Annotated in this window: 19 protein-coding genes and 1 riboswitch; of the genes, 12 read left to right on the forward strand and 7 right to left on the reverse strand. The window is 40.0% G+C overall.

The genetic code is table 11. The annotated features are described in order from the left end of the window. Positions 1-208 precede the first annotated feature (208 nt). Both HRU23_13060 and HRU23_13065 read left to right on the forward strand, forming a co-directional pair. Positions 209-514: a hypothetical protein gene (locus tag HRU23_13060; GenBank protein ID NRA55067.1), complete on the forward strand. Its 306-nt coding sequence runs from the start codon at positions 209-211 to the stop codon at positions 512-514. 68 nt (positions 515-582) lie between these two features. Further along, positions 583-1125, forward strand: coding sequence for a cytochrome b (locus HRU23_13065; protein NRA55068.1), 543 nt, complete (start codon positions 583-585; stop codon positions 1123-1125). A gap of 7 nt (positions 1126-1132) precedes the next feature. On the opposite strand, the gene HRU23_13070 is transcribed toward HRU23_13065, so the two are convergent. After that, positions 1133-1939 carry a DUF2927 domain-containing protein gene (locus tag HRU23_13070; GenBank protein ID NRA55069.1) on the reverse strand — a complete coding sequence of 269 codons (807 nt, stop codon included), beginning with the start codon at positions 1937-1939 and terminating at the stop codon, positions 1133-1135. An 833-nt stretch (positions 1940-2772) separates the two neighbouring features. Further along, positions 2773-4590: a PAS domain-containing protein gene (locus HRU23_13075; GenBank protein ID NRA55070.1), complete on the reverse strand. Its 1818-nt coding sequence runs from the start codon at positions 4588-4590 to the stop codon at positions 2773-2775. A gap of 244 nt (positions 4591-4834) precedes the next feature. Between HRU23_13075 and HRU23_13080 the strand changes: the two genes are divergently transcribed. Further along, positions 4835-5923 (forward strand): hypothetical protein, encoded by a 1089-nt coding sequence (locus HRU23_13080; GenBank protein ID NRA55071.1) that lies wholly within the window; start codon positions 4835-4837, stop codon positions 5921-5923. Positions 5924-6132: 209 nt separating this feature from the next. Here the strand turns inward: HRU23_13080 and HRU23_13085 are convergent, their stop codons facing one another. Further along, positions 6133-6999: an RluA family pseudouridine synthase gene (locus tag HRU23_13085; protein ID NRA55072.1), complete on the reverse strand. Its 867-nt coding sequence runs from the start codon at positions 6997-6999 to the stop codon at positions 6133-6135. Between the two features lie 498 nt (positions 7000-7497). Between HRU23_13085 and HRU23_13090 the strand changes: the two genes are divergently transcribed. The 3 genes from HRU23_13090 to HRU23_13100 all read left to right on the forward strand — a co-directional run bounded on the left by HRU23_13090 (position 7498) and on the right by HRU23_13100 (position 10630). Beyond that, positions 7498-7998 carry a PepSY domain-containing protein gene (locus HRU23_13090; GenBank protein NRA55073.1) on the forward strand — a complete coding sequence of 167 codons (501 nt, stop codon included), beginning with the start codon at positions 7498-7500 and terminating at the stop codon, positions 7996-7998. 34 nt (positions 7999-8032) lie between these two features. Beyond that, positions 8033-8212, forward strand: a complete 180-nt coding sequence (locus tag HRU23_13095; protein NRA55074.1) for a hypothetical protein — start codon at positions 8033-8035, stop codon at positions 8210-8212. Positions 8213-8599: 387 nt separating this feature from the next. Further along, positions 8600-10630 carry a methyl-accepting chemotaxis protein gene (locus HRU23_13100; GenBank protein NRA55075.1) on the forward strand — a complete coding sequence of 677 codons (2031 nt, stop codon included), beginning with the start codon at positions 8600-8602 and terminating at the stop codon, positions 10628-10630. Positions 10631-10745: 115 nt separating this feature from the next. Here the strand turns inward: HRU23_13100 and HRU23_13105 are convergent, their stop codons facing one another. Beyond that, positions 10746-11759 (reverse strand): adenosine deaminase, encoded by a 1014-nt coding sequence (locus HRU23_13105; GenBank protein NRA55076.1) that lies wholly within the window; start codon positions 11757-11759, stop codon positions 10746-10748. A gap of 77 nt (positions 11760-11836) precedes the next feature. Beyond that, positions 11837-11936, reverse strand: a riboswitch (purine riboswitch). 85 nt (positions 11937-12021) lie between these two features. Further along, positions 12022-12696, reverse strand: coding sequence for a glutathione S-transferase (locus HRU23_13110; GenBank protein NRA55077.1), 675 nt, complete (start codon positions 12694-12696; stop codon positions 12022-12024). Positions 12697-12821: 125 nt separating this feature from the next. On the opposite strand from HRU23_13110, the gene HRU23_13115 reads away from it, so the two are divergent. Then, positions 12822-15086, forward strand: a complete 2265-nt coding sequence (locus HRU23_13115; protein ID NRA55078.1) for a U32 family peptidase — start codon at positions 12822-12824, stop codon at positions 15084-15086. Positions 15087-15128: 42 nt separating this feature from the next. Here the strand turns inward: HRU23_13115 and HRU23_13120 are convergent, their stop codons facing one another. Further along, complete coding sequence (locus tag HRU23_13120) at positions 15129-15710, reverse strand: DUF1287 domain-containing protein (GenBank protein NRA55079.1); 582 nt, start codon at positions 15708-15710, stop codon at positions 15129-15131. A gap of 217 nt (positions 15711-15927) precedes the next feature. On the opposite strand from HRU23_13120, the gene HRU23_13125 reads away from it, so the two are divergent. After that, a complete protein-coding gene (locus HRU23_13125) occupies positions 15928-17073 on the forward strand; it encodes an alpha-hydroxy-acid oxidizing protein (protein ID NRA55080.1) in 1146 nt (381 codons plus the stop codon). Positions 17074-17119: 46 nt separating this feature from the next. Here the strand turns inward: HRU23_13125 and HRU23_13130 are convergent, their stop codons facing one another. Next, complete coding sequence (locus tag HRU23_13130; GenBank protein ID NRA55081.1) at positions 17120-22018, reverse strand: transporter substrate-binding domain-containing protein; 4899 nt, start codon at positions 22016-22018, stop codon at positions 17120-17122. Between the two features lie 280 nt (positions 22019-22298). Between HRU23_13130 and HRU23_13135 the strand changes: the two genes are divergently transcribed. The 4 genes from HRU23_13135 to sodX are packed head-to-tail and all read left to right on the forward strand — an operon-like array spanning position 22299 to position 23808. Further along, the gene (locus HRU23_13135) at positions 22299-22727 is read left to right on the forward strand and encodes a hypothetical protein (GenBank protein ID NRA55082.1); all 429 of its coding nucleotides are present in this window, start codon (positions 22299-22301) and stop codon (positions 22725-22727) included. A gap of 44 nt (positions 22728-22771) precedes the next feature. After that, on the forward strand, positions 22772-22975 hold the full coding sequence (locus HRU23_13140; protein NRA55083.1) for a hypothetical protein: 204 nt from the start codon (positions 22772-22774) through the stop codon (positions 22973-22975). A gap of 22 nt (positions 22976-22997) precedes the next feature. Further along, on the forward strand, positions 22998-23501 hold the full coding sequence (gene sodN, locus HRU23_13145; GenBank protein ID NRA55084.1) for a superoxide dismutase, Ni: 504 nt from the start codon (positions 22998-23000) through the stop codon (positions 23499-23501). Position 23502: 1 nt separating this feature from the next. Continuing rightward, positions 23503-23808: a nickel-type superoxide dismutase maturation protease gene (gene sodX, locus HRU23_13150; GenBank protein NRA55085.1), complete on the forward strand. Its 306-nt coding sequence runs from the start codon at positions 23503-23505 to the stop codon at positions 23806-23808. Positions 23809-23948 lie beyond the last annotated feature (140 nt).

A 23948-nucleotide genomic window follows, 5' to 3' on the forward strand; every position in this document is an offset into this window, starting at 1 on the left:
CGATTAATTCACGGCACGTGCATTATCATCGAGTTATCGGCATATATTACGGAAATGGCCTAAAACGTCTATATTGACTCGACGCGACAATAAGCGATTAATGCCAATCCATTGATTTAATGAATGAGTTCATAGTCTTGCATATGATTTAGAGGGCACAAACTAATGACGGCTTTTGTTGTTTTTTGCTCCGTTGGTAGGATAAATCATGATTACAGAAATTAATAACTGGTACATTGTTGATGTTTACCAAGATCAATCTTTTGAACAAAGCATGGGTAAAGTGCTGTGGGGCATTATCATTAACGATCAACAAGGTCGATTTGAGCCTGGTGATTTTGTATGCACGTCTAGATTATTAGAGATAAGAGCCGACGAGCGCGAAGTTTATACTCGCACCGGTAGTATTTATACCCTTAATGGACCCGGAGAGCAGGTTAGACTCACACAGGATGACCTAGCGATTATATCCCAAGGAGTATCACCTTTGCAGCTTGTTGAAATGCGGCAGTAACCGCTTAACCCTTATTTAACCTAGCATGGCGTAATCTGTGAGCCTTAATTACTCATAAGGCCTGCACCATGAACACAAACAATGAAAAACTTCCTAAAATATCTCGCTTGCTCCATATTATGGTCGCAATGGGTATTGTTGGCATGATGGCCATGGGTGTTTTTATGGCAGAGAACCAGGCCTTTTATTTGTACGGTATTCATAAATCTATTGGAGTATTAATCTTGGCTTTGGCGGCGTTCCGAGTCGTTTTACGTATAAATCACGGTTGGCCAAAACCATTAACTCAACACGGCAAAATACAAGTATTTATTAGTAAGGTAGTACATTGGACATTGCTGATATCGACAATTTTGTTTCCACTTTCTGGTGCCATAATGTCAGCGTCGCAAGGGCGAGGGCTGTATGTTTTTGGTGTTGAGTTACTGGCTAAAACTGTCGATTTAGTCACTGGAAAGTCAGTGGTGATAAGTGAGTCATTATCGCAAGTAACGAGTTTGGTTCATGCTAATTTGATGCCGATATTATTAGTCGCCTTAGCCTTGCATATTGCAGGGGCATTAAAGGCTCATTTTGTTAGTAAGGATGCGACATTAACAAGAATGTTTTAGCGCTAGTTCACTTAGCACGCCGATAACCTAACATTTGATAGAGTTTTCCTTTTATTACCCGCTGCTGCGCAGACTTGATCAACCCGGTCGCGTGATATCGTTTAAGAATGGCGTTAAGCAAGGGATCAAGCTGCTTTTTGGTCATTCCTGCTTTGAGTGAATCTTCGCTTAGCAGCCGTAATAAAATTTCATCGAGCCCGGTCAGTAAGGCGTTGTTACTGCGATCATTGAAGATAGAGGGGAACACCAAGTCAGAGTCTCGTACTAAGCCAAGTGCTTGAGTGATTTCCTCAACAATGCAAGAGATCAACTTACCGTGAAAACGCGCTAAATCAACCGGAATGAAAACATAGGCGAATATTATGTGGTTTTTGTTATTGGTCTTAATACTGGCAATGCAGACACTGCTATACAAATGCTCTGCTGCCTTTGCCCCAAGATTTTTAGCAACCAATGGCTTTATTTTCGCCTGATTAGTAAAGTAATAGTGCACATTAGCTTGTGCTTTGTTGTTGGTCAGTTGAATATCTAACTGAGTTATTGCCGCTAAATGGGAGATTTGTGCCGAGAGTAATTTTTGGTGCAGGGCTTTGTCTGGCACTTGATGCTCGACATATATCCGTAACGGTTGCTGCCATTTTCTTAGTCCGTTATTAACGTGATCGCCATATTCGCTGCCAAGACTCACTTCGTAGAAACTTTTCTTGATATAATCGCTGCTCTGCCACGAACGTGCTTGGCTATTGAAACTAGCGGTGCAGGCTATGATGAGGCAAACTAAGCTTTTGATTGATTGTGTAAAATAATTTTTCATTAGTCCACAGTAAAGATAATTGGTCTATTTAGCTAGTGATTGCTTGTTACTGCTCAAACTTATGTTTTACCCAATATTGCATTTGATCCTCGAGACAAAAACAAGACGGCGGTCACATGTTATTAAATAAACAGTTTACTTATTGGGCTACGGATTATATAGTTGCGCCGTTAATTATTCTCCTCTCGTTTATTTAACCGATTATCTATTAAGGTAATCCGTGTTATGTCTTTCCCTTTCACAGTCAGCCATCACTCAAATTTTTAAGCTACAATTGTTGTCTGAGTTATCGAGATGCGTTCTCGTCTTAAGTTGATATCTATAAATATCTAAAAGTTTTCAAACAATAATTCTGCTTTTCCTATTTATGCGTCTTAGCGCAAATTAAAAGAGTTTTATTATGTCTTATACCTACAACGGTACTGTTTATTCAATTAAATCACCTGTTACATCTATTTCTGTAAACAAAAATAATGTTGTTGTTACCGATCAAAACGGTGCAAAGTTTATCGAGTTTACCAACCAAAGAGATTCAAAGTGCTTTTTAGCCTGGGTTTACCAAGTATAAACCGCGCGTCCGACTAAGGATGTGAAGAGTAAAGGGGCCGCAGTTGTTGATTCACCAGTCTATTGGCAATACTAGAATGAACAACTTGACTGCTCCTGCACCACTATCTTTGCACTATTATTCTTGCACGTTAGTACTAATGTCATAACCCTTGCGCCATAGCACTAACGCATAATCCTTACACCATCTTCCTGACGGCCATCCCTTAAGTTACATTTCATACAATACGTTGTGTAAAATACAGCCTTGATACTATTGAATAATTTCAGCCGCTAAGCGTCGCCGGAAAAGTAATTTTAAAATGTGCACCCTTTGATGATTCAATGCAGTTAATTTCACCCGCTAGTTTAACCGTGACTATATTGTAACTAATCGACATGCCTAAGCCTGACCCACCTGTCGCGCGTGCGGTCGTATAAAATGGTTCAAATACTTTTTCTCGTTGCTTTGCATCTAAGCCCAAGCCATTGTCTTGATAATCGATAGATACGGTTTCTTTTATTAAGGTAATAATGATGGTGATTTGGCCATTATTCATTGCTTTAAAACCATGTTTGATTGAGTTCATGATTAGGTTGGTTAAAATTTGAGAAATGGCTCCGGGATCACTGATTAAGTTGATTTGGTGATCGGACTGAACAACGATTGTATGATTGTTTAGGTTTAGCTGTGGCTTTAAGCTATGAATTAACTTATCGAGATAAATATTGAGTTCAAAGCTACGTATTTGTTCATTACTTTGGTCGACAGCAATCTGTTTAAAATTATGAATTAACTCATCAGCTCGTTCCAAGTTTCTCATTAATATGACACAGGAATCCTGAACGTTGGTAATAAGCTCTTCCAATGAAGATCTTTTTAGCTGGTTGCTTTGATACTCTTGATCAAATTTTTTGATGATCCCTGACAAATGTGAAGAAGCTGTTACTGCAATACCTAAGGGCGTATTAATTTCGTGAGAAATACCAGCAACTAAACTGCCCAAAGCTGACATCTTTTCTGATTCGACCAATTTGCTTTGAGCTTCTTGTAAATTTAATAGTGACACTTCTAGTTCTTGGGTTCTTTGCTGTACTTTATGTTCTAAGTTTTCATTTAGCTCTAGAATTTGTTGTTCTTTTTTGATGCGGTCAGTAATGTTTGTTGAAATTCCCCCAGTTTCGACCAGCGAGCCATTGTCATCATAAATAGGAAATTTAACCGATAAATAATATTCAAGGTGATCATTTTTCTCCATTTCTTGCTCGAAAGTGACGGGTTTGGCTTGTTCGATTACCTCTAGGTCATATTTTTGATAGGTCGTTGCCAGTGATGCTGAAAAGAGCTCTGCATCATTGTGCCCTAATACTTGTTCGTATTCTAAGTTGTGGGTGGTGAGAAATTCCTGATTAACTAAGGTGTAATTACCATTGGTATCTTTTGAATAAATTAACGACGGTGAGTTTTCGACAATTGAGTGAATTAATCGTTCTGCCTGCTTTCGTTTGGCCAGTGCTTTAAGTAAATTTTGCTGCATGGTATTAATGGCACTAGTTACTCGGTCTAAAACATCTTTGATCGTCGACTTACGTCGCTTTAAAATTAACAACCTAGCTGGATTTTCTAATTTTACGTTATATGCCCAACCCGCTAAGCTATTCAAATGGCGGATCACTAATAAATCGATCAGCATTAGAATGCAAATAGACATCAGGAAGGTTTTTACGCCTTGGGTGATGAGAATTATTAACGCTTTACCCATAAGCTGTCGATATATCTCGGTGAGAGTAACAACAATTTTTAATTGACCAATAATTATTTGACGATTGCCATCATCAGTAAACTTAATTGGATAAAGGCGGGTAAATGCGTTCTCCTCACTTGTTTGACCTAATTCAATAACAGAGTTGGCATAGGTGTCTGCAACCTCAACATAAATAGTATCTCGTTGGGTCAATACACCATTAAGAATACTGTGCATTACTTCTTTGTCTAATTTCCACATTGCGACTGCAACCGAGGGTAAAACACTCTCTTGTACTTGATCTAAGTATATTTCTAGAGATTGTCGTGAGTCGCGATAATCAGTATATATTTGGATCATCGTTGCAAATACAGTAAATATGGAACTGAGAAAAAGAATCCAAAACAACAATCGCATGGAGAGTTTATCGCTCTTACGAAAAAACACTGTTTCTATGCTCCCATCACGTTCTGTGTAACTTGGGGTTACTAATAATAGTTCATTATTGAAGTAAGAGTATTAATAAAAAATTACTACTAATGTGCACCAGTCGGGGCGTTTCTATACTAAACTTAATTGGCCTATAACAAAGAAGGCTTTAGCTATGTACCGCGAATTATTATTAGTGACCCTGCGAACAATTATTTTAATTTCACTGTCTTTGTGTTCCTTAAATGCAGTTAGTCAAGTCAATGAAAATAAACCAACAATTCTAGTAATTCACAGCTGGCATGACATTCTTTGGGACCGGCTGTGGCATAAGGCTTTGCACGACCAGCTTGCTAGAAACTATAATTTGGTGCGTTACGATCTTGACGCAATGCGAGCAACTCCTGAAGTATTACAAGAACATATCAATCATGCTTGGGGTCTATATCAATCACTAAAACCGAGCTTAGTCGTGCTTGGTGATGACGCAGCACTTGCCGCAATGGGCTTACAATTCGCCAATAAGGTACCCGTTGTTTATTTAGGTATTAATAATAATCCGCGTAAGTTAATTGGCGGCATCATGCCAGCTAATATTACTGGGGTTATTGAGCGGCCTTTATATGAGCGGGCGTTACGACACATCATTAATCTATTGCCTGAAGGCGCTGATAGGGTGTTATTTTTAAATGATGCTGAACAAGTTGGCGCGAGTGTGACTAATATAAGTAACATTTTTAAAGGTAATACCACCACTAAGGTTGGTAATGTAACCATTGAGTTAACAGTTACAAGCGACTGGACAAAATGGAAAAAGGCGGTAATTGGCGCCAAACCTGCCGGTTATGACGCTATCTTGTTCGATTCTCGTTATTTATTATTTGATGAAAATGGCGTTTACGTTGAACCTGAACCGGGTGTTATTCGATGGATGGCAAAAAATTCGCCATTGCCGATGTTTAACTTTTATGAAGACTCTATCGGACCTCAATTATCAGCAGGGGGCTGGGTTATCTCAGGGTACGGCATCGGTGAAGCCGCTGCTGAAATTGTAAAATCAATTCTGGAAGATGGGGTAAGTCCTAAGGATATTTACCCGGTAACTTATAGCAAGGGAGAGTATATTTTTAGCCGGGTACAACTTAAACGGTGGGGCATTACGCTACCGGAAGATATCAAGAACAAAGCGTCATTTGCAGAAGATCTGCACCAGCTTTATACTTTTGATTGTAAAAACTACCCTGACTCTATTTGTTTTAATTAATCAATATACTGACCAACGACAACAAGGAGCAAGGCAGCGTATTACAATGTAGATATCGATACATATTACGTAAACTCGCGGTGAACACATGCGTATGCGCTCAATTTTTAGTCGACTAAAAGTACGGTTTACTACACATGCACCGATATATTGACTAATATCGGCGTTTTATTTTAAACGCTCTTGCCGTGCCAACTACGGACCCAGAACTATCTTAATAATGTGATTAAGTCGTTGGGTTGTGGCGCTTCAAAATTTAATCGCTGACCCGTTATTGGATGGGTAACAGATAGGCGTAATGCATGAAGTCCCATGCGGGGGCCGTTAGTTCCATAACGTGGGTCACCGACCACGGGATAACCTAACCAAGACAAATGAGCTCGAATTTGATGTTGTCGGCCAGTCTCTAGTTTTACTTCCAATAAAGAACGCTTATTAACGGTACGTAGGGTACGATAATGGGTAATGGCCTTCTTCGCGTCGGGATGAGCACCAATGTGCATCTTGTATTGTTTTGCATCTATTCTTAGCGGTTGATCGATCGTGCCACTGTCTGGTTTAGGTGCGCCATCAACCACGGCTAAATAAACTTTTTCGGCCTCGGTCCAGTTGGCATTAACGGCTTCGCGCATCTCAATTGAGGTCGCAAACATTAATACACCAGAGGTATCCCGATCAAGTCGATGAACTGGCCATAATTTTACGGGTTGTTTCGCTGTAGATAATTGATTTCTCAAAATTGCCAAGGCATGTAATTTATTTTCTTTGGCCGTCGCAACGGACAATAAACCCGCGGGTTTATTGATCACAATAAGATCACGATCACTAAATATAATGTCTAATTTATGGCTCGCCTGCGGGTTTTTACTGGCGACAATACTCTTGCCCTGTCCAAGTACCTCAACACTGTCTCCGGCATTAAGCTGATGATCGTGTTTAACGACAGACTCGCCATTGACGATGACGTAGCCATGTTGTAGTCGCTGTTTTATTTTCTTTTTAGACCAGCCCTGTAGCTTGGTATTAAGAAAAAGTAATAGGCTGTGTGCCTCACTTACTTGGAATCTATCTGACATTTGTAGTATTACCTTATAAAAATTACCACAATCCGCATAGCCTGAGCAGCTACTTGGATGTTTACGCGCAGTGTACTCTGCAATTGTGCACCTGGCTAGGTTGACAGCTAATCTCTTCTTATTAATGAGGGTAGCCGCAAACATTGATACTTTTATTTATCCGGTATTCTGGTTATTGATGCAGTTGCAATTGGCGGGTAATTCCCTGTTACAGGGCTGCTAGTTATGGCAACCTTGCTTCCACAATGATGGTGTTGTGCCAATCCCAGCGGCGAAAGGCGGCAGAAAATTTGGCCGGGTTAGCATAACCAACAGCCATGCGGTATTGGTCACAGAATTTGACGATTGCAATAACATTTTCGCGTGTTCCATTCGTCGGATGGTTAAGTATTTTTAGGGGTTGTATCCCGCTTATGGTCTAAAAACTCGGGTTTGCCACGGTATGAGAAGAACGCACGGCTGCTATTAAGTGGCTTGTACTCATAAATAGTCGGTATTGTGACGCCCCTTAGTGCTCTTTGGAAACATGATCAACTGGAAAAAATAGCAGCTCCTTATAAAGACGCGACGCCGTTGCTCGATTATGTGTCATCTGACGTGGTGCTAGCATCCGTATTAGCACAGGTGCCAAATGCTGATATTTCGTTTATTTCATGGCTGGGCAGCCCCTATGCCACGCCCCATCATTACACCGTCGCATTGCGAGGCAATACGCCGTTAACGGAGCGTTTACTTCAGCTAGCGATGGTTGATGCCAAAACGGGGCGTGTTACTAACATCGAAGAAACGCCGTGGTACATGAATGCGATGTTTTTATCTGTGCCGTTACATTTTGGCGATTATGGCGGGCTACCGTTAAAAATAATTTGGGCACTGTTTGATCTCGCGGCAATTATTGTGTTGTATTCAGGGTTTTATCTTTGGCTTAAAAAGCACTATAAGCTGGGAAAAAATAATAAAGTATCGCTCAAAGATAGATCAATGGCAGAGGGTAGTTAATGACATATAAATTAATGAGAGAGTCATCTTCATTGTGGCGTATATTTTTATGGTCATTGGATATAGCCGTTATAAGTTTGCTGGGCTGGTGTCAGCATTAATCGGTGATGGTTGGTTAGTTCTTGTGTCTTGGGCTTGCTTAGGCAGCGCGGTATTTATTATACCTTGGGCGTATTATGTGGGCGCTAGCGAGCTGAAAGAATGGCTATTGTGATCGAAAATATCCAATAAATAACTGGTCAGTCCTTTGGGGGAGTAATTTATCTATCCATTAAGCTATTTAGTTAGTTGAATGATATTGAGTCTTAATAGTACAATTTTTGTTGACCACTAGACTTAACTCCTTTAACTTGAGCGGCAGGGCAAAGGATTAATAGTGTCAGCATGTTACAACTGATACCGGCCCCAACAAGAAAAAGAGTTGGACTGAAGATAAGTCTAGCTAGTGGCAGGCATTAGTCGTTGATGTTGCTGCAGAAAGTCAAAGGATTAGCTTTCTCTGTTTTATGTGAATATAACTATTTTGTTTAAACCTGATGTCTGGCAATAAGTTTCTCATTAAGAATAGGCTACTCGTAATCTTATATTAACGAGGTATAAAATGAATATTCATTCTATTCGGGTCAAAATGCTATTGCCGCTAGTGTCTTTAGCGTTAGTTTTAATTGGGATTTTTGTGCTGCTCGCCTATTCAGAAAGTGCGCAAAAACATGCCATGAAAGAGCAAATTGACAGTTATTTTGAGGCAATATCAGAGGTACTTAATGCCGATAGAGATATTTATCAGGCACGGTTGGCTCAGGAAAAATCATTGAGTGGACACGGGACTGCTTTAGATAATAAAAAAGTATTCTTAGAAAATGCCCAACAAGTCAAAGATCGTTTCGCATTATTTAGAGATTCCCTAGCCGATCAGCCACAATTACTGGCCCAATTTGAATCATTTGACCAGTTACATCAATCTTGGCTCAGTTCAAATCAACAGCTCTTTGTTGCACCGCATACCGTTATTTTGTTAAGCGACGAGCTTAAACATATCGATGCACAATTTAGTGAAATTCGAAACATTCTAGATGATGCCGGCGATAAATTACGTCAGCACCTAGGCCAGATAGAAGTAGATAAGTCTTCTATTAAAGACTTAGAACGCTATGTTGAAGCAATAACCGAAGTTTTAAATGCTGACCGAGATTTTTATCAAGCAAGGTTAGCACTACAGAAACTGATTAATAATGATGATGTTGCTAAAAACAAATTAGATTTTCACGAAAATGCTAAACAAGTGTTACAGCGATTTAATTCCTTCAGAAATTTCCTCTCGGATTTACCTGAGCTGATTAAACCTTATGCTAACTTTGATCTGTTATTTAACCAATGGTATCAACAAAGTGAAGTTTTCATTGCGAGTTACGTAGAAAATTCTCAGTCTCAGGCTCAGCAAGGGGAAACGTCAACAGATCAAGCTTTTAAAGCCGTACGAAACCAGTTGGATATGGCGGGAGAAGTTGTTCGTCAACATGCCCGTGACAGCGAAAAGTTAATGAATGAAAATTTAGCCGAATTTAGAAACCTTTCTATTATCGTGATTGCGATCGTTTTTATCGCGGCACTCGCTTTTGGCTTGTTTGTAACAACCGCTATCGCGAAAGATGTCGAAGCGTTAACTCGGCGAATTAAAGAAATAGCCGAAGGCGATGGCGACTTAACCTTGCGTATAAACTCTCAAGCAAAAGATGAGTTGGGCGCTTTGGCTAATCAGTTTGATTCATTTGTTGAGCAGCTACGGGCGATTATCGGCAGTGTTCAAGCACAGTCAAATGACTTGGGGGGCATGACAGCGTCACTGCGCGATGTCTCAGCTAAAGCTAAAAGTATTACCAATGCGTTGGCTGATGCCTCTGATCAAATTGTGGATGCAGCCAATGAAATGAGTGTGTCAAATAAGCAAATGGCAGAGTCTGCAATAATTACTGCGCAAGAGGCGAATAAGTCTGGTGATCAAACCCAACAGGGCATTGACGCGGTTAAATCATCTAATTCACAAATCGTCAATTTAGCCAGTGGAATTGAAGAAACACTGGTTCGCTCAGAGGAGCTGGAAAAAAGTTCGGCGGCTATTTCATCGGTACTGGAAGTTATTCGAAAAATTGCCGATCAAACGAATTTGTTAGCACTTAATGCGGCGATTGAAGCGGCAAGGGCAGGTGAACAAGGCCGAGGTTTTGCTGTTGTTGCCGATGAAGTTCGGATGCTGGCGACTAAAACTCAAGACAGCACCAATGAGATTGAAGCGATGATTGACGAACTAAAAGGTAATGTGCAGGCATCATCAAGCTCAATTATGGCAAGCCGTAACCATGTTGATACTACGACCAAAAACTTTCAAGGCGTCGTTAGTATTTTTGATGCGTTGACCGCTTCATTTGAAGGTGTCAAAGAAATGGCCGAACAAACGTCTCAGGCAACCCAAGAGCAATCATCAGTCTCTGGAATGCTAATCCAAAACTTGCAGGGAATGAAAGAGCAAACTGATATTATTGAAGATATCTCTGAAACAATTGATAGCCACTCAAATAAAATTCTTGAATTATATAAGCGCCTTAGCGCTAATGTTGGTAGCTTTAAAGTCTAGTAAATATGCTGGTGGAGTTTTAATTCTAATCACTATCAGTAGGATGTGAGTAAAATCAAGGCCAATCTATTGATTGGCCTTTTTATTGGTTGTTTACTTACTTAAAGTCATTTTACTAAGTTTTTGAATGCAACGCTAAGTAGCTTTGGGTTGCCGTATTGAGTCGTTCTTTTTCACAGCTTGTGATAAAACTTGCTTCAATCGCATTAAAAGTGAACTGGGCTATTTCGGCTTTGGTCATTGGGTGGGCGTTAGCCACGGCCAAGAAGTTATCGGTCATGTAACCGCCAAAATACGAGGGATCGTCCGAGTTAATCGTTACACACAGCCCTTTATTTAACAGCGTAACGATATTGTGCTGTTCCATTTGTTCAAACACTTTTAGTTTGAGGTTAGATAGCGGACAAACGGTTAATGGCATACGCGATTGAGCGAGTTGCTCGACCAATTTGGGATCGTCAACACAGCGAACGCCATGGTCGATACGAGAAATTTTCAATAACTCTAACGCCTCATAAATGTTACTGGCTGAGCCTTCTTCACCAGCATGCGCGACCGTTAAAAATCCATGGTTGAGTGCTTGTTTAAATACACGCTCAAACTTACCTGCTGGGTTGCCCACTTCACTCGAATCTAAACCGACGCCAATAATCTGGTCTTTATAAGGGATGGCTTGTGCTAAGGTTTTAAAAGCAGCTTCTTCATCTAAATGACGCAAAAAACACATAATAAGCTTGCTGGTGATCCCAAGTTCTTGTTCTGCTTGGCCAAGCGCACGTGTTATGCCTTTAACAACAGTATCAAAGCTAATGCCGCGTTCGGTATGGGTTTGTGGGTCAAAAAATATTTCGGTATGCATCACATTGTCAGTTTGGCAGCGTAATAAATAGGCCCAAGTGAGATCATAGAAGTCTTGTTCGTGAATTAAAACGTTAGCACCTTGATAATAAATATCTAGAAATGACTGCAGATTGTGAAAGTTGTATGCCTGCTTAACTTCGGCAATCGAGTTAAACGGGATCGCGATATTGTTGCGCTGTGCAAGCTGCAACAGTAACTCAGGTTCTAATGTCCCTTCGATATGAAGGTGAAGTTCTACTTTGGGTAAGGCACTAATAAATTTTTTCATGGCTAAGCTCTTAATAAATTATTATATTTACTTAGCACTTTTCTATTGAAGATGAAATTTTTACAAAGAGAAAAGTACTACAGCACTAAACTCTTCGTAATCAGGAGTTTATGGTTCCTGGTAGAGACCCCCAAACCATATTATTGGGGTTATACGAAGTGAAAGCAGGTTGCATCAACTTGCTTAAGTTTAGATCTTGCCGTCTTTTATATAATAAGTCTAGCGCTAAATAGCCCTCGTGATAACTTATTGGCCGGCTACTTTAATCCTGACCAAAAAGTACCGTTGCTTGGCTGTCTAACCACAGCGGGTGTTTGGTCATCACCTTAGAAAACATTTTGCTTTGCAAGTAGTTATTAAGCCACTGGCGTAAGTGAGGGTAGGGGGCTTGTAAATACCACTGGCGTTCAACCCGGGCAAACTGGCGAATAAAGGGTAAAATAGCAATGTCGGCCAAACTTTCTTGATCTGCGAGCAAAAACTGATGGCGGCTTAAACGTTGTTCTAAATCTTGAATATGTACTTCACAGCGTTGGCGATGCTCAATAACATTGGGCTCTTTGTAGCGCTTCGCGCAGCGGTATTGTTCTAGTTTCCCCTTAAACTCTTGATCAAAAATAGCCATCAGCTGACGTATCTGCGATGTCGCATTATCATCGGCGCGCAGTAGCAAATTATCCGGATCATTTTTGGTTAAAGACCACCACATAATGTCGGCACTCTCTTCAATTACTTCCTGTGCTGAGCCCGTTGTCGGATCCAATGGCAAGACTAAGACTGGCACCGTACCTTTTGGGGATGCCTCGAGCATGGCTTGGGGTTTATTGCTCAGTACTATGTCGCGCAAGATCACAGGTTGCTGCGATTTATAAATAGCAATGCGTGCGCGCATGGCGTAGGGGCAATTTCTTAACGAATAAAGTATCGGTAATATCATGATTTTACTCACCGTTTTTCTTATTAATAGCAAAGGGATGACTTTTATCTATTTTAGCGATATTCATTAGGCAAATATACGGGTAAAATCCCCCCTTTAAAATTTACTGATAACAAGTTGTACCAATGACTCAAAAAATTGAACTATTAGCCCCTGGTGGCAGTGTTGACGCGATTAAAGCGGCCATTATTGCTGGCGCCGATGCGGTGTATTGTGGCCTAGATACCTTTAACGCCCGTAATCGTGCGGCTAATATTTCGTTCGACGAGCTTGTTGGGGTTATTCGGCTGGCTCACCAATATGAATGTCAGATATTTTTGACCTTAAACATTGTTATTTTAGAGCGCGAATTTAAGACCTTGTCTAAGTTACTTAGCCGCTTGGCTAATACCACGCTCGACGGCGTTATCGTGCAAGATATCGGGATGTTTTATATTCTTAAAAAGCATTTTCCGACCTTAGATATCCATGCTTCAACTCAGATGACGACGCATAACATTGGTCAAATTCCATTTTTGAGAAAGCTTGGTGCATCGCGGGTTAACTTATCGCGTGAGTTGAATTTACGCGAAATTACCGCGATTAACACCGTTGCGCATCAAAACGATACCCTGACCGAAGTGTTTGTACATGGTTCGTTGTGTATTGCATTCTCAGGGTTGTGTTATTCAACCTCGGCCAGTGTTGGTAACTCGGGCAATCGTGGTCGTTGTAGTCAGGCATGTCGCGAAGAATATGAAACAACGCCGTCGGGCAATAATTTCCCGCTTAATATTAAAGATAATTCGGCCTTTTTCGATTTGCCTGCGCTGATTGAAGCGGGTGTTGACTCATTTAAGATTGAAGGGCGCATTAAAGGTTCTAGTTATGTTCATACCGTGGTCGATAGTTTCCGTAAACAAATCGATGGTATCTTAGAAACTGGTGAGTTAGTAGACGATGGTGAACGCTTATATAAAGTGTTTAATCGTGATTTCTCGAATGGTTTTTTACGCGGTGATCTTAATCAATCGATGTTTATTGATAACCCACGTGATAATTCAAAAAAGCATGCGCTTGATAAAGCGCAGCAAATATCTGTGGTGCAAATAGAAGATCCAAGCCGGGCGTATTACGACGATAAAAATGAAATCAATGCGACAGTCGACGACAAAATAAAATACCTAAACATTGATAAAATAGCGTTAAACCTTAGTTTTATCGGGCAGCAAGGTCAGCCGTTAACCATCACTGTTACCACGCAAGAAGATGATAACGAGCCAAGCAGCTTTAACGTTACTTCTACTAGCCCACTTGTTGCTAGTGACAGCGCGGGTATTGATGCTGCAATTGTTGAGCAGCGTTTTAAAGTGTTAAATAATGCTGGTTTTAATTTAGTTGAACAGAACCTTGAGCAGCTGGGTAGCGGACTTGTGATCCCATATAAAGAACTCACAAACTTGAAAAATGATATCGCTTTGGCACTCAATAACTCAAAAGCATTATTACCAGCGATAGAGTTGCCAAAAGTCGTGCCAAATTCAAATGTCGAAAATAAGAGCCAGCCAAAACTGTCGATCTTAATTAGTGATTTAGCTGACGCGGCACTTGGCGACACAACCGATGCTGATATTTACTTTAAATTGCCCGACGCATACAAACGCGATTGCACCAAGTACATTGATCTTCTTAATGACAACCCACGTTTAATTCCGTGGTTCCCAGCCGTTTTAATTGGCAAAGATTATGATGTCGCGGTTAATATTTTAGAGCAGGTTCGTCCAAAACAAATCGTCACTAATAATACCGGCATCGCTTATAAAGCTTATGAATTAGGCATTGAGTGGGTAGCTGGTCCGTTTTTGAATACGACCAACTCGTATGCATTAATGGCGTTAAAAGAAGAGTTTAATTGTAGCGGCGCCTTTATTTCTAATGAAATTAACCGTCCGCAGATTAAAAATATCGCCCGCCCGGCTAACTTTAAAATGCTTTATAGTATTTATCACCCGATCTTATTGATGACCAGTCGTCAGTGTTTCTTCCAGCAAAGTGTTGGCTGTGAAAAACCACGGATTGATAATGGCTGTATGTTGTCGTGCGATAAATCGACCAGCATCACCAACCTTAAAGGGGTGTCGTTTGCGATTGACAAGCAAAAGGCCGGTTACCCAGCAATTTATAATCAAGATCAGTTTTTGAATATGGAAATCATTAATGATTTGAGCGATTTATTCGACGGCTTTATGATTGATTTAACCAACATTGGTGCTGGAGATAAGCAATCGCCTGATAAAGTTGCGTTAATTGCTCAGTTCGAACAATTATTGTCAGGTAATACAACGGTTGAATCTGCGGTAAATATTATGGTACCTGAATCAACTAATACTCAGTACCACACTGGATTGTAATCGTTTAAGTTGTTGCTATGAACGCTGAATAAAAGGCGCTGTTTAAAACAGCGCCTTTTTAATGGTAACGGTAATTTTATAGTCGAACAGCATGTCTTCAAGTTGTGGTCCCGCCCCAATATTATGAACCACTAAGGGTAAACTATTGAGCGTTGCCGCTGTGGCAATAATGCCAATGTGCGGTAAATTATTGTCTAGTCGCCAAGTAACAATGTCACCAAGTTGATACTGTTCAGGGTCTTGCTCTGTGGTTAATACCTTACCGTGGCGTTTAAAAAAAGCCCGTAAATTAGGGACCCGTCGGTGATCAATATTGGTGTCAGGGCGGGTTAGCCCCCAAATTCTGTTGGACGGGTACTGGTTGAAGTTTTGTTTAATGTCCTGATGGACAAGCTGTTGCAGGTCAATGTCCAAAGCACGATAGGCGCGGATAATAACATCGGTACATACCCCAAGCTGTTTAGGAATGTCACCATTAGGATAAGCAATCGCATAATAGCTGCCATCGTATGTCACCACAGATTGGGTGCGCTGTAACGCCGCCTCCGCTAATTTATGCGCAAAAGTTTGAGCTGTAGTTGTGGTGGATAAAGCCAGTAGCCATAATCCTAAAAGATATTTCATTGCTTACCTTACTTAAGTTAAGCTAAGTTAAACCTCACCAAATCAACAACAGTTAGCAGGTTAAGATACTGCTTAGTTACTTAATTTTATCTCGCCGAGTTTAATAGTGCTTGTTTGATAGAGCCTAGTTTGGAATCAATTCATTTCTAAATTAACACTAATAATTATCTTAGTTCAAATGTATGCTGTGATAACTAAATAAACAAGTGGTGTAGCGATGACTATTAAGATCAATTCAAAATATCCTGGTGTGAGCGATTTACGCGCTAAAGCAAAAACTCGAGTACCAAAGTTTGCCTTTGACTACCTTGAAGGTGGCAGCAATGAAGAATATGGTTTAGCGAAAAATACCAATGCAATCAGAGAAGTTGAATTACGCAGTAATCTTTTGTCATCGGTTAGTGAAATCTCGCTTGAAACAGAGATTATGGGTCATACCTACGCTGCACCTTTTGGCATTGCCCCAATTGGACTGCAGGGTTTAATGTGGCCTAACGCCCCTGAAATTCTAGCCAAAGCGGCATTAGCGGCCAACATTCCTTATGTGTTAAGTACAGTATCTTCAAGTAGTCTTGAGCGCATCGCCGAGGTTTCACAAGGACAAGCTTGGTATCAATTATACAATCCAACCAAAGACGATATTAGGGTCGACCTAATTAAGCGGTTAAAAGCCGCAGGTTATAAAAACCTAATGATCACGGTTGATGTGCCAACCTTTGGTTATCGCCATAACGATATTAAAAATGGTTTGTCGATGCCACCACAAATGACCATTAGCAACATCATTCAAATGCTGCAACGCCCACGCTGGTTGTTAAATACTGCCCTAGCAGGCAAACCTGAAATGGTTACCCTAAAACCCTATATGGACAAAAATATGCCAACCAGTGAATTGGCAAATTTTATGAACAACACCGTGATGGGCAAGGTAGATGCTGAAAGCCTTAAGGTTATTCGTGATCTGTGGGACGGTAATTTAATCATTAAAGGCGTGATCAGCGAAGCCGATGTCGCCAGTTCTATCGCACTGGGTGCTGATGGCGTTGTTGTGTCTAATCACGGCGCAAGACAGCTTGACGTTGGTGAAGCTCCAGTACGCCCTTTACAGCGTATTAGTGAACGGTACGGCGATAAAATATCAGTGATGATGGACAGTGGTTTACGATCTAGTCCTGATATTGCCTGTGCAATGGCGAGTGGCGCCCAGTTTACTTTCTTAGGGCGTGCCTTTGTTTATGGGGTAGCGGCTTTAGGTGATCAAGGTGGCGATCATACAATTAACATACTCAAAAGACAGCTAACCCAGCTCATGGGACAACTTCGCTGTGCCAAAGTAAGTGATTTACCACAGCACTTAGTTTAATACCAATGGCAACTGGTGCTGCGTTGCAGCGCCAGTTGCCATTGGGTTAGTCGAGTGCGTTATTTGAAATGATACTTTCCGGTTTGAACTTAACCACAAATGTTGTGTATTGCCCTAATTCACTGGCACATTCAATTTTACCATTGAGTCGATTCGTTACAATGTTATAGATAATATTTAAACCCAAACCACTGCCGCCACTTTCACGATTGGTGGTAAAAAATGGATTAAATATTTTGCTGATGTTTCCTGGTGAAATACCCGCACCATCGTCGTTATAGGTTAATTTTATCGTTTGTTTAATTACTTCTACTCTTATTAATATAATGCCCGTTTCTTGCTTAGGGTAGCCATGAATAGTCGAATTAATCAAAAAGTTCGACAATATCTGCGATAAGGCGCCGGGGTAACTGGTTATCTCCAGGCTTTCATCACATTCGACTTTTATCGTCAGATTGGTTTTTTTAGTGAGATGGAAAATACTCAGCCTAATTTCATCGATATAACTTTTAACGTTAAATGAGCGTTGCTCATCCGAGCTTTGATCAACCGATATTTGTTTAAAGCTTCGGACCAAATCCGCCGTTTTTTCCAAATTTCGATTAATAATACGAGCCGATTCGAGGCTCGATTTTAAATAGGTTTCAAAATCGGACTGCGACATTTTTTTAAGTTGATATTTCTTATCTAATGATTGGGTAATATCAACAAAATTGGTGATCGCGGTTAGCCCAATACCAACTGGCGTATTAATTTCATGGGCAATACCGGCGACTAAAGCACCGAGACTGGCCATTTTTTCTGACTCAACCAAATGTTGTTGAGCTTGTTGTAAATTATCAAAAGATTGCTCTAATTCTTGGTGGGCAAGCTCGACTTCTTTTTTCGCGGTGGATAATTTTTTAAACACCAAAAAAATTAAAGCTAATATGAATAAAAAGCCCGCAATCAATTGATACAGCAGTCGATAATCAACCGCGGTTTTCACTTCACGTTTAATCCAGCGGTCATGAATTTCTTGGTGCTGAGCAAGCGGAATAGCGGCAATCACTTTATTGATAATACTCAAAAGTATCGGTTCCCCCTGTTTAACTAACATCCGGTGCGAAAAGCCATAATCGAGTAATCCAACAATCCGTAAATCGCTAAAATCGTTTTCTAATTGATTGGTTGCCACGGCTAAATGCTCGACAAAAGCGTCAACGTTGCCATTGCGAACCATGGTTAGTGCATCGTTGATGCTTTTGGCCTCGATAATTTGTGCCGTGGGATAGTGTTGTTTAACGTAATAATAAGAGCTATTACCTTTGGGAATAGCGATTCGCATGTCTTTTAGGTCGTCACGGTCACTGACGAAAGACGACTGGCCGTCCATGACAATAGCAAAGTTAAAATAGGCGTATTGGTCAGACAACAGGCCCATCGTTTTATATTCATCGAGGTTAGAGACACCAGGAATGAAATCGATCTCATTATTTTTAAACGCGGAGACAACTTCTCGCCACTTATCATATTTTTTATATTCAAACTTGATCCCAGTTTTTTCGGCGACAATATTCATGTAATCGGCGGTCAGGCCACTAAAATGGCCATTTTCAACAATCACTAATGGCGTCCAAGTTACTTCAGAATAGCTTAAAATGGGGGGTTTACTGAGGTAGATTCTTTCTTTTAAATTAAACTCAATTTTTTGTTCTAAGTAACCAAAACGTTGATAGGTATCATGAATATATTGCTGATTAGGGTGTTGTTTGAAGATATCAACATCAGGAATTAAATTTGATCTGGTCAGTTGTTTTTTTACTTGATTATCATTGAAAAACACTCGGACAAAGCCAACTTTTTTAGTGACATTCTCGAGTAAACCAAAGCTGTCAAATTGGGTGTAATAGTTAAACTTATCATTGGAACTTTGGTGGATTAAAACGTCGTCATTATCGTAAACTTCAATTTTATTAATGTATGGCAATAAACCCAATTTATGCGTTATTTGCCCGATTGCCTTGTGGTCTTCTTTATAAACAAAAGGGGCGAGCAAGGAGGAAGTAAGTGACGTAAGTGCTAATTTGGGTGTGACGACTCCGTGTGAATAATCATCGATAATATGTTGGTATTCGCCTGATTGTTTTAAATTGGCTAAACCACTATTAAAGGTGTTTCTTAATTCACGGTTACGAAAGGCAACCTGAAATTCATTGGTATTATAAGTTAGTAAGTCATCTACTTGAAAGGCGTCGAGCGTGGTGTAACCACGTTCGACCGTTAGCCAACGCAAGATGGTTTTGTCGATAATAATGGCATCGACTTCACCAGAAATTAAGGCATTGATTTGTTGCTCTTGATTAGTGATTTCTTGATAAAGGCCTTGAGTATTACTGGCCGAAAATACGGTCATATAGTCAGACCCTAAATGTTGAAAGGCGCCAGTAAATGCCATTACCTTTTTATTTGCTAAGTCATTTAATTTTTCAAATTTAAAGTGACTGCTCGCCAGTGATACCACCACGTTGTTAAATTGGATAAAGTCATCTGAATAAAAATAACCATCTTGGCGTTTTTTGACTGTCACTACCGCGTCAAGTTGCGGGTCATTTTTTAATGCCTGGCCTAGCATCGCCAAGGGTAAATTTTTGCTCTCGGATATTGTGATCGATTGTTCATCAAAAATTCGTTTTAACAGATCAAATTCAATGCCTTTTAAGTGGCTCTTGTTGAGGGTGAAAGGTTCGCGGCCGAGCCCAAGTGCCAGTCTGATCGATTTTTTATGCTCGCTGCGGCCAATCCAGCGTTCGACCGCTTGGTTTTTGAATTTCTGCGGGATGCTTTTCATCGATTTATTTAAAATTGATTGTAATAATGGTTTGTTTTTTTGTGACCAAAAATATAAACCGCGAGCATGAATATCATTTTGTTTTATTAATTTAATATTATTGATAGCAGAGTTTTTTAAAATATAAGAGGTGATAACTTCGGCACTAAAGATCGCATCAACCTTGCCATTAAGTAATAATGTAATGGAGGCTGAGACGTCAGCGGCTGGTACGATATGAATATCAGAATATTTTTCTTTGACAAAAGTGGCTGTCGCATCACCAGCGACTATCGCTAATTTTTTTCCGTGTAAGTCGGTAAATGAATTGATTAATTTATTGCTATTTAACGTATAGATAGCTGAATTCACATTTAAAAATGAATCGCCATATAGACCTATTTTGTTGCGAGTATCAACGAAGTAGGTCGCAGGTAATAAATCGACTTGTTGCTGTTCAAAATCTGTTAATAATTGCGCCCAAGGTTTAATGATTGGCTTAAACGTTAGTCCAGAAATTTTGGTGATTTGCTGTAGGTAATCGCCGATAATGCCATAAATCTCCTTGCCGTCGCTAAAAATTATCGGTTGCCATACTTCTGTACCGACATTTACTATGGGGTTCTCTTTAATATATTGTAATTCGGCCGTAGTGAATAATGAATCGTTAGTCGTTGACTTGTTATGCCATTTTTTTAATAGCTGCTGATGTTGTTGTGGGGTGATTGAATTTATGCCTTTGGCTAAAATTGCACTGAGTTCTGGGTGTTGTTTCGAGCTCCCAATCGCATATTGTCCAAATTTCGAAAAAAACGAGCCGGCAATTTTTAAATTATACTGCGCCAAAAGTTGCGGTTTAGACGCACCAAGGAAAGTGACATCTGCCTCGTTTTTAATCATCGCCACAAAAGCTTGTTCTGCGTCTTTTACATAAACCAGTTTGGCGTCGGGCAGCTGAGTTTTCAATAGCTCAACCATTGCGTATTCTTTAATGACCGCAATGGTTAGGTCTTTAAGATCGTCAAAGTGTTTAACTTGTTGGTTGTCGGCTTTGGTAATGATTTTATGGGGGTCAAAAAAGTACGGCGGAGAATAGTTTAAACTTATGGCCCGTTGCTTGGTCCAAGACAATGAAAAAATGCCACCAACTTGCCCGTCGATTAGGTCATTGAGGCCTTCCTGCCAAAGTTTATAACGTTTGAGTTGAAAGTGGGTACCCAAGTTTTTATTAATTAATGCCAACAAATCAACATTGTAACCAGCTGGTGTACCATTTGGGCTAATAAATATAAAAGGATACCAATTAAACGAGCTGGCAATTGCGACATTAGGATTGTTTTTCAACCAGCGGCGTTCGCTTTTACTTAAAGTCGACGTTCTCAGATCTTCATTAACAATCCAGGTGTTTTCAAGTTCAGTGACTTCATTGACAGAAATCAGTGCCATCCCTATTTTTACCAGCGATTGCAGCGCTAGATCGTCTTTGGCGACGACAGCATGAATTTTTTTGGTTAAGTAAAAGTCGGATATTTTTTCATATTGATGATAATTTAAGTTTTTAATCATCTTAAACCAAGTGTGAACCGACTCGTTAATAAACGCATCTATCACCTGATCGTCCATCGCTTTTATGAGTGAACTCAACTCTTGAAAGCGTTTTATTTTAATCAGTGGAAAGTGTAATTGAATATAACTGTCGTACGATCCCCCACCCAAGACGCCAATTTTTTTACCTTTTAAGTCACTAATTTGGTCAATTTTGTCTTGATCGTTTTTTCTTACGTAGATATGGGCCGTTGTTGTATAAAAAGGGGCGAGCAAGTTCACTGAGCCCAGAGAAGTTTCACGTTTGAATAAACCCGCATGCATCTGAACCTTGTTTTGCCTAAATGCTGCCGTTGATTCTGAAAATGATAGCGGAATGAATTCAATGTTTCGGTTAACTTTTCTAGCCCATAACCGCCAGTAATCAACCAAAAAACCTTGAGCCTTGCCGCTATCATCGACAAAACTATAAGGCACTAAATTCTTAAACATTGAAATTTTGATCGTTGGTTCAACGGATGTTGGCGTGTTTTTTTGTGCTGATACCGGGTAGATAAAAAACATCAACGCCATCAAACATATTAATCGCATCAATTTATACCTTTTTTTATTGGTTTTGTTGATAAAGATAAAAAGTTTAGATAATGAAATTGTCGTTAGCTTGATCTTAGGTGCTTTACTCAAATCTACAGTGAGTATAGAAATATTAGCGTAATTTTTCAGTAAATATAATCTCCAGAAGCGTTTTAATTAAAATCGGCTTTATCAGGAGAAAAATAACAGCGATAAATAACAGTATTAAATAAGTACTTTACTTTTGACTTAAATCTAAATATAAATGATAATCGTTTTTATTTCTCGCGTGGTGTAAGTGGAAATTTGGCAAACGCTGTTAATCAATGGCAATGATAATTTTGATAATAAGCAATGGACGCAGGCTCATGATTGTTATCAGCAAGCGGTCGAGTGCTTAGATGTTTTATGCTCACAAGATAAGCAAAACTTTAATTTGTTAATGGCCTGGATTAGCGGCTTGCATAATCTGTCTGCTTTATATGAAGCTCAAGGAAAATCGCGCTTAGCGATGAGCTATCTTATGCAGCCACACCAACGACTCATTGATCGATCACAAGCGCAACAACTTTGCTCTTCGGCGCAATTATTGGTGTTACGCGGATTAAACATTACTTTTTCACCCATAGTGGCGTTAAGTAAAAAATACCCCAACTGTGTTAGCTGCCAAGAGGCGCTACCTCAAGCTCAAGCGTTGATGCGACTGACACAGCCAACGATGCATTAGTGCATTACTTTAAAATATAGAATGAAAAAGTAAGGAATATTTAGATGAAAAAATTAGTTAACTCTAAGCATGTTATCGCGCTTACTGGCTTGTTGTTTGCACCGACTTTGTTGGCGCATACTGGGCACGACCATCTCGCGGCTGATTCGGGCTTAGTGCATTTATTATGGCTAGCGCCTGTGTTGTTAGCCGGTGGCTTGTTAGCTTATCGCTATTTGGGTAAATCAACTGACAACAGCAAAAAATAAGAATTTAAAGAAGGTATTTAGTATGTTCCATAAGTTAGTTTCAAATTTAGATAAAACATTCAAGTTTTCGACGGTATCGGCTCATTGTGATATTCCTTGTAAGATATACGATCCAAGTGCTGCTCAAATTGCGGTACTAACAATGATCCGAATGGTCGATTTATTGGAAGAGTTAAACCAAAAATCATCATTAACAGCCAACGAGCAAGCGCAATTTTCACGTTTAGTCGCGCAAAAAGAAGAGCATGGTTTAAAAGCCAAAGCTGAAATCTGTGTTATTTGGGGCGACTACATTAAGCAACCACAGCTTGATCAATTCCCTGAGCTACATACTTTAGTGCACAGCATCATGCTGACGGCATCGAAAGCAAAGCAAGAAATAGATAAAGCCGTGACCTTGGATTTATTAGACAAGGTTAATCGCTTTGCTGATATCTTTTGGCAGTCAAAAGGTGTGGCGACGTTTACTGCGACTTGTCCATACCCTCCGGCACAAACCGTGGTTTACCCGAAACTGGGCGCCTAATGTGTTCGGCTTGCACTTTAGCAAGGTTATTGGCCGTAGTATGTCACCGCAAATACCGCAAGACAGCTATGTGTTAGTGATGCCTTGGTTAAAAATATTAGCGCTTAAACGCGGTAATATTATTAAGGTCAAGCACCCCCAATATGGTGAAATAATAAAATCTGTCGCGGCCATTGATAACGATGGCTGCATTTGGTTGCAGGGCTTGGATCCTAGCAGTGTCACTATGGCACAAATGGGGCCGATTTCAGCATCCCAAGTGTTAGGTAAAGTGATAAAGGTTATCGCGCCTAATTCGCGACCTTAAACCATCATATTTTTGTTATAGCTAGTCTTGTTAAGGCTATTCAACGCCATATATCATCGACTAAATTAGCAGTTTAAAATTAAAAAAGGGCCATCGAAATCTTATTTCGATGGCCCTTTTGTTTATGGCAATAGGTTAAT

This window comes from Gammaproteobacteria bacterium (assembly GCA_013214945.1).
Lineage (GTDB): Bacteria > Pseudomonadota > Gammaproteobacteria > Enterobacterales > Psychrobiaceae > Psychrobium.

Excerpts from the sequence above, each read along its gene's own strand:
- HRU23_13075 (NRA55070.1), bottom strand. The coding sequence starts at position 4,590 with ATGATCCAAATATATACTGATTATCGCGACTCACGACAATCTCTAGAA.
- HRU23_13080 (NRA55071.1), top strand. The coding sequence starts at position 4,835 with ATGTACCGCGAATTATTATTAGTGACCCTGCGAACAATTATTTTAATT.
- HRU23_13065 (NRA55068.1), top strand. The coding sequence starts at position 583 with ATGAACACAAACAATGAAAAACTTCCTAAAATATCTCGCTTGCTCCAT.
- HRU23_13105 (NRA55076.1), bottom strand. The coding sequence starts at position 11,759 with ATGAAAAAATTTATTAGTGCCTTACCCAAAGTAGAACTTCACCTTCAT.
- HRU23_13085 (NRA55072.1), bottom strand. The coding sequence starts at position 6,999 with ATGTCAGATAGATTCCAAGTAAGTGAGGCACACAGCCTATTACTTTTT.
- HRU23_13100 (NRA55075.1), top strand. The coding sequence starts at position 8,600 with ATGAATATTCATTCTATTCGGGTCAAAATGCTATTGCCGCTAGTGTCT.
- sodN (NRA55084.1), top strand. The coding sequence starts at position 22,998 with ATGTTCCATAAGTTAGTTTCAAATTTAGATAAAACATTCAAGTTTTCG.
- HRU23_13110 (NRA55077.1), bottom strand. The coding sequence starts at position 12,696 with ATGATATTACCGATACTTTATTCGTTAAGAAATTGCCCCTACGCCATG.
- HRU23_13130 (NRA55081.1), bottom strand. The coding sequence starts at position 22,018 with ATGCGATTAATATGTTTGATGGCGTTGATGTTTTTTATCTACCCGGTA.
- HRU23_13070 (NRA55069.1), bottom strand. The coding sequence starts at position 1,939 with ATGAAAAATTATTTTACACAATCAATCAAAAGCTTAGTTTGCCTCATC.
- HRU23_13120 (NRA55079.1), bottom strand. The coding sequence starts at position 15,710 with ATGAAATATCTTTTAGGATTATGGCTACTGGCTTTATCCACCACAACT.
- HRU23_13115 (NRA55078.1), top strand. The coding sequence starts at position 12,822 with ATGACTCAAAAAATTGAACTATTAGCCCCTGGTGGCAGTGTTGACGCG.
- HRU23_13140 (NRA55083.1), top strand. The coding sequence starts at position 22,772 with ATGAAAAAATTAGTTAACTCTAAGCATGTTATCGCGCTTACTGGCTTG.
- HRU23_13125 (NRA55080.1), top strand. The coding sequence starts at position 15,928 with ATGACTATTAAGATCAATTCAAAATATCCTGGTGTGAGCGATTTACGC.
- HRU23_13060 (NRA55067.1), top strand. The coding sequence starts at position 209 with ATGATTACAGAAATTAATAACTGGTACATTGTTGATGTTTACCAAGAT.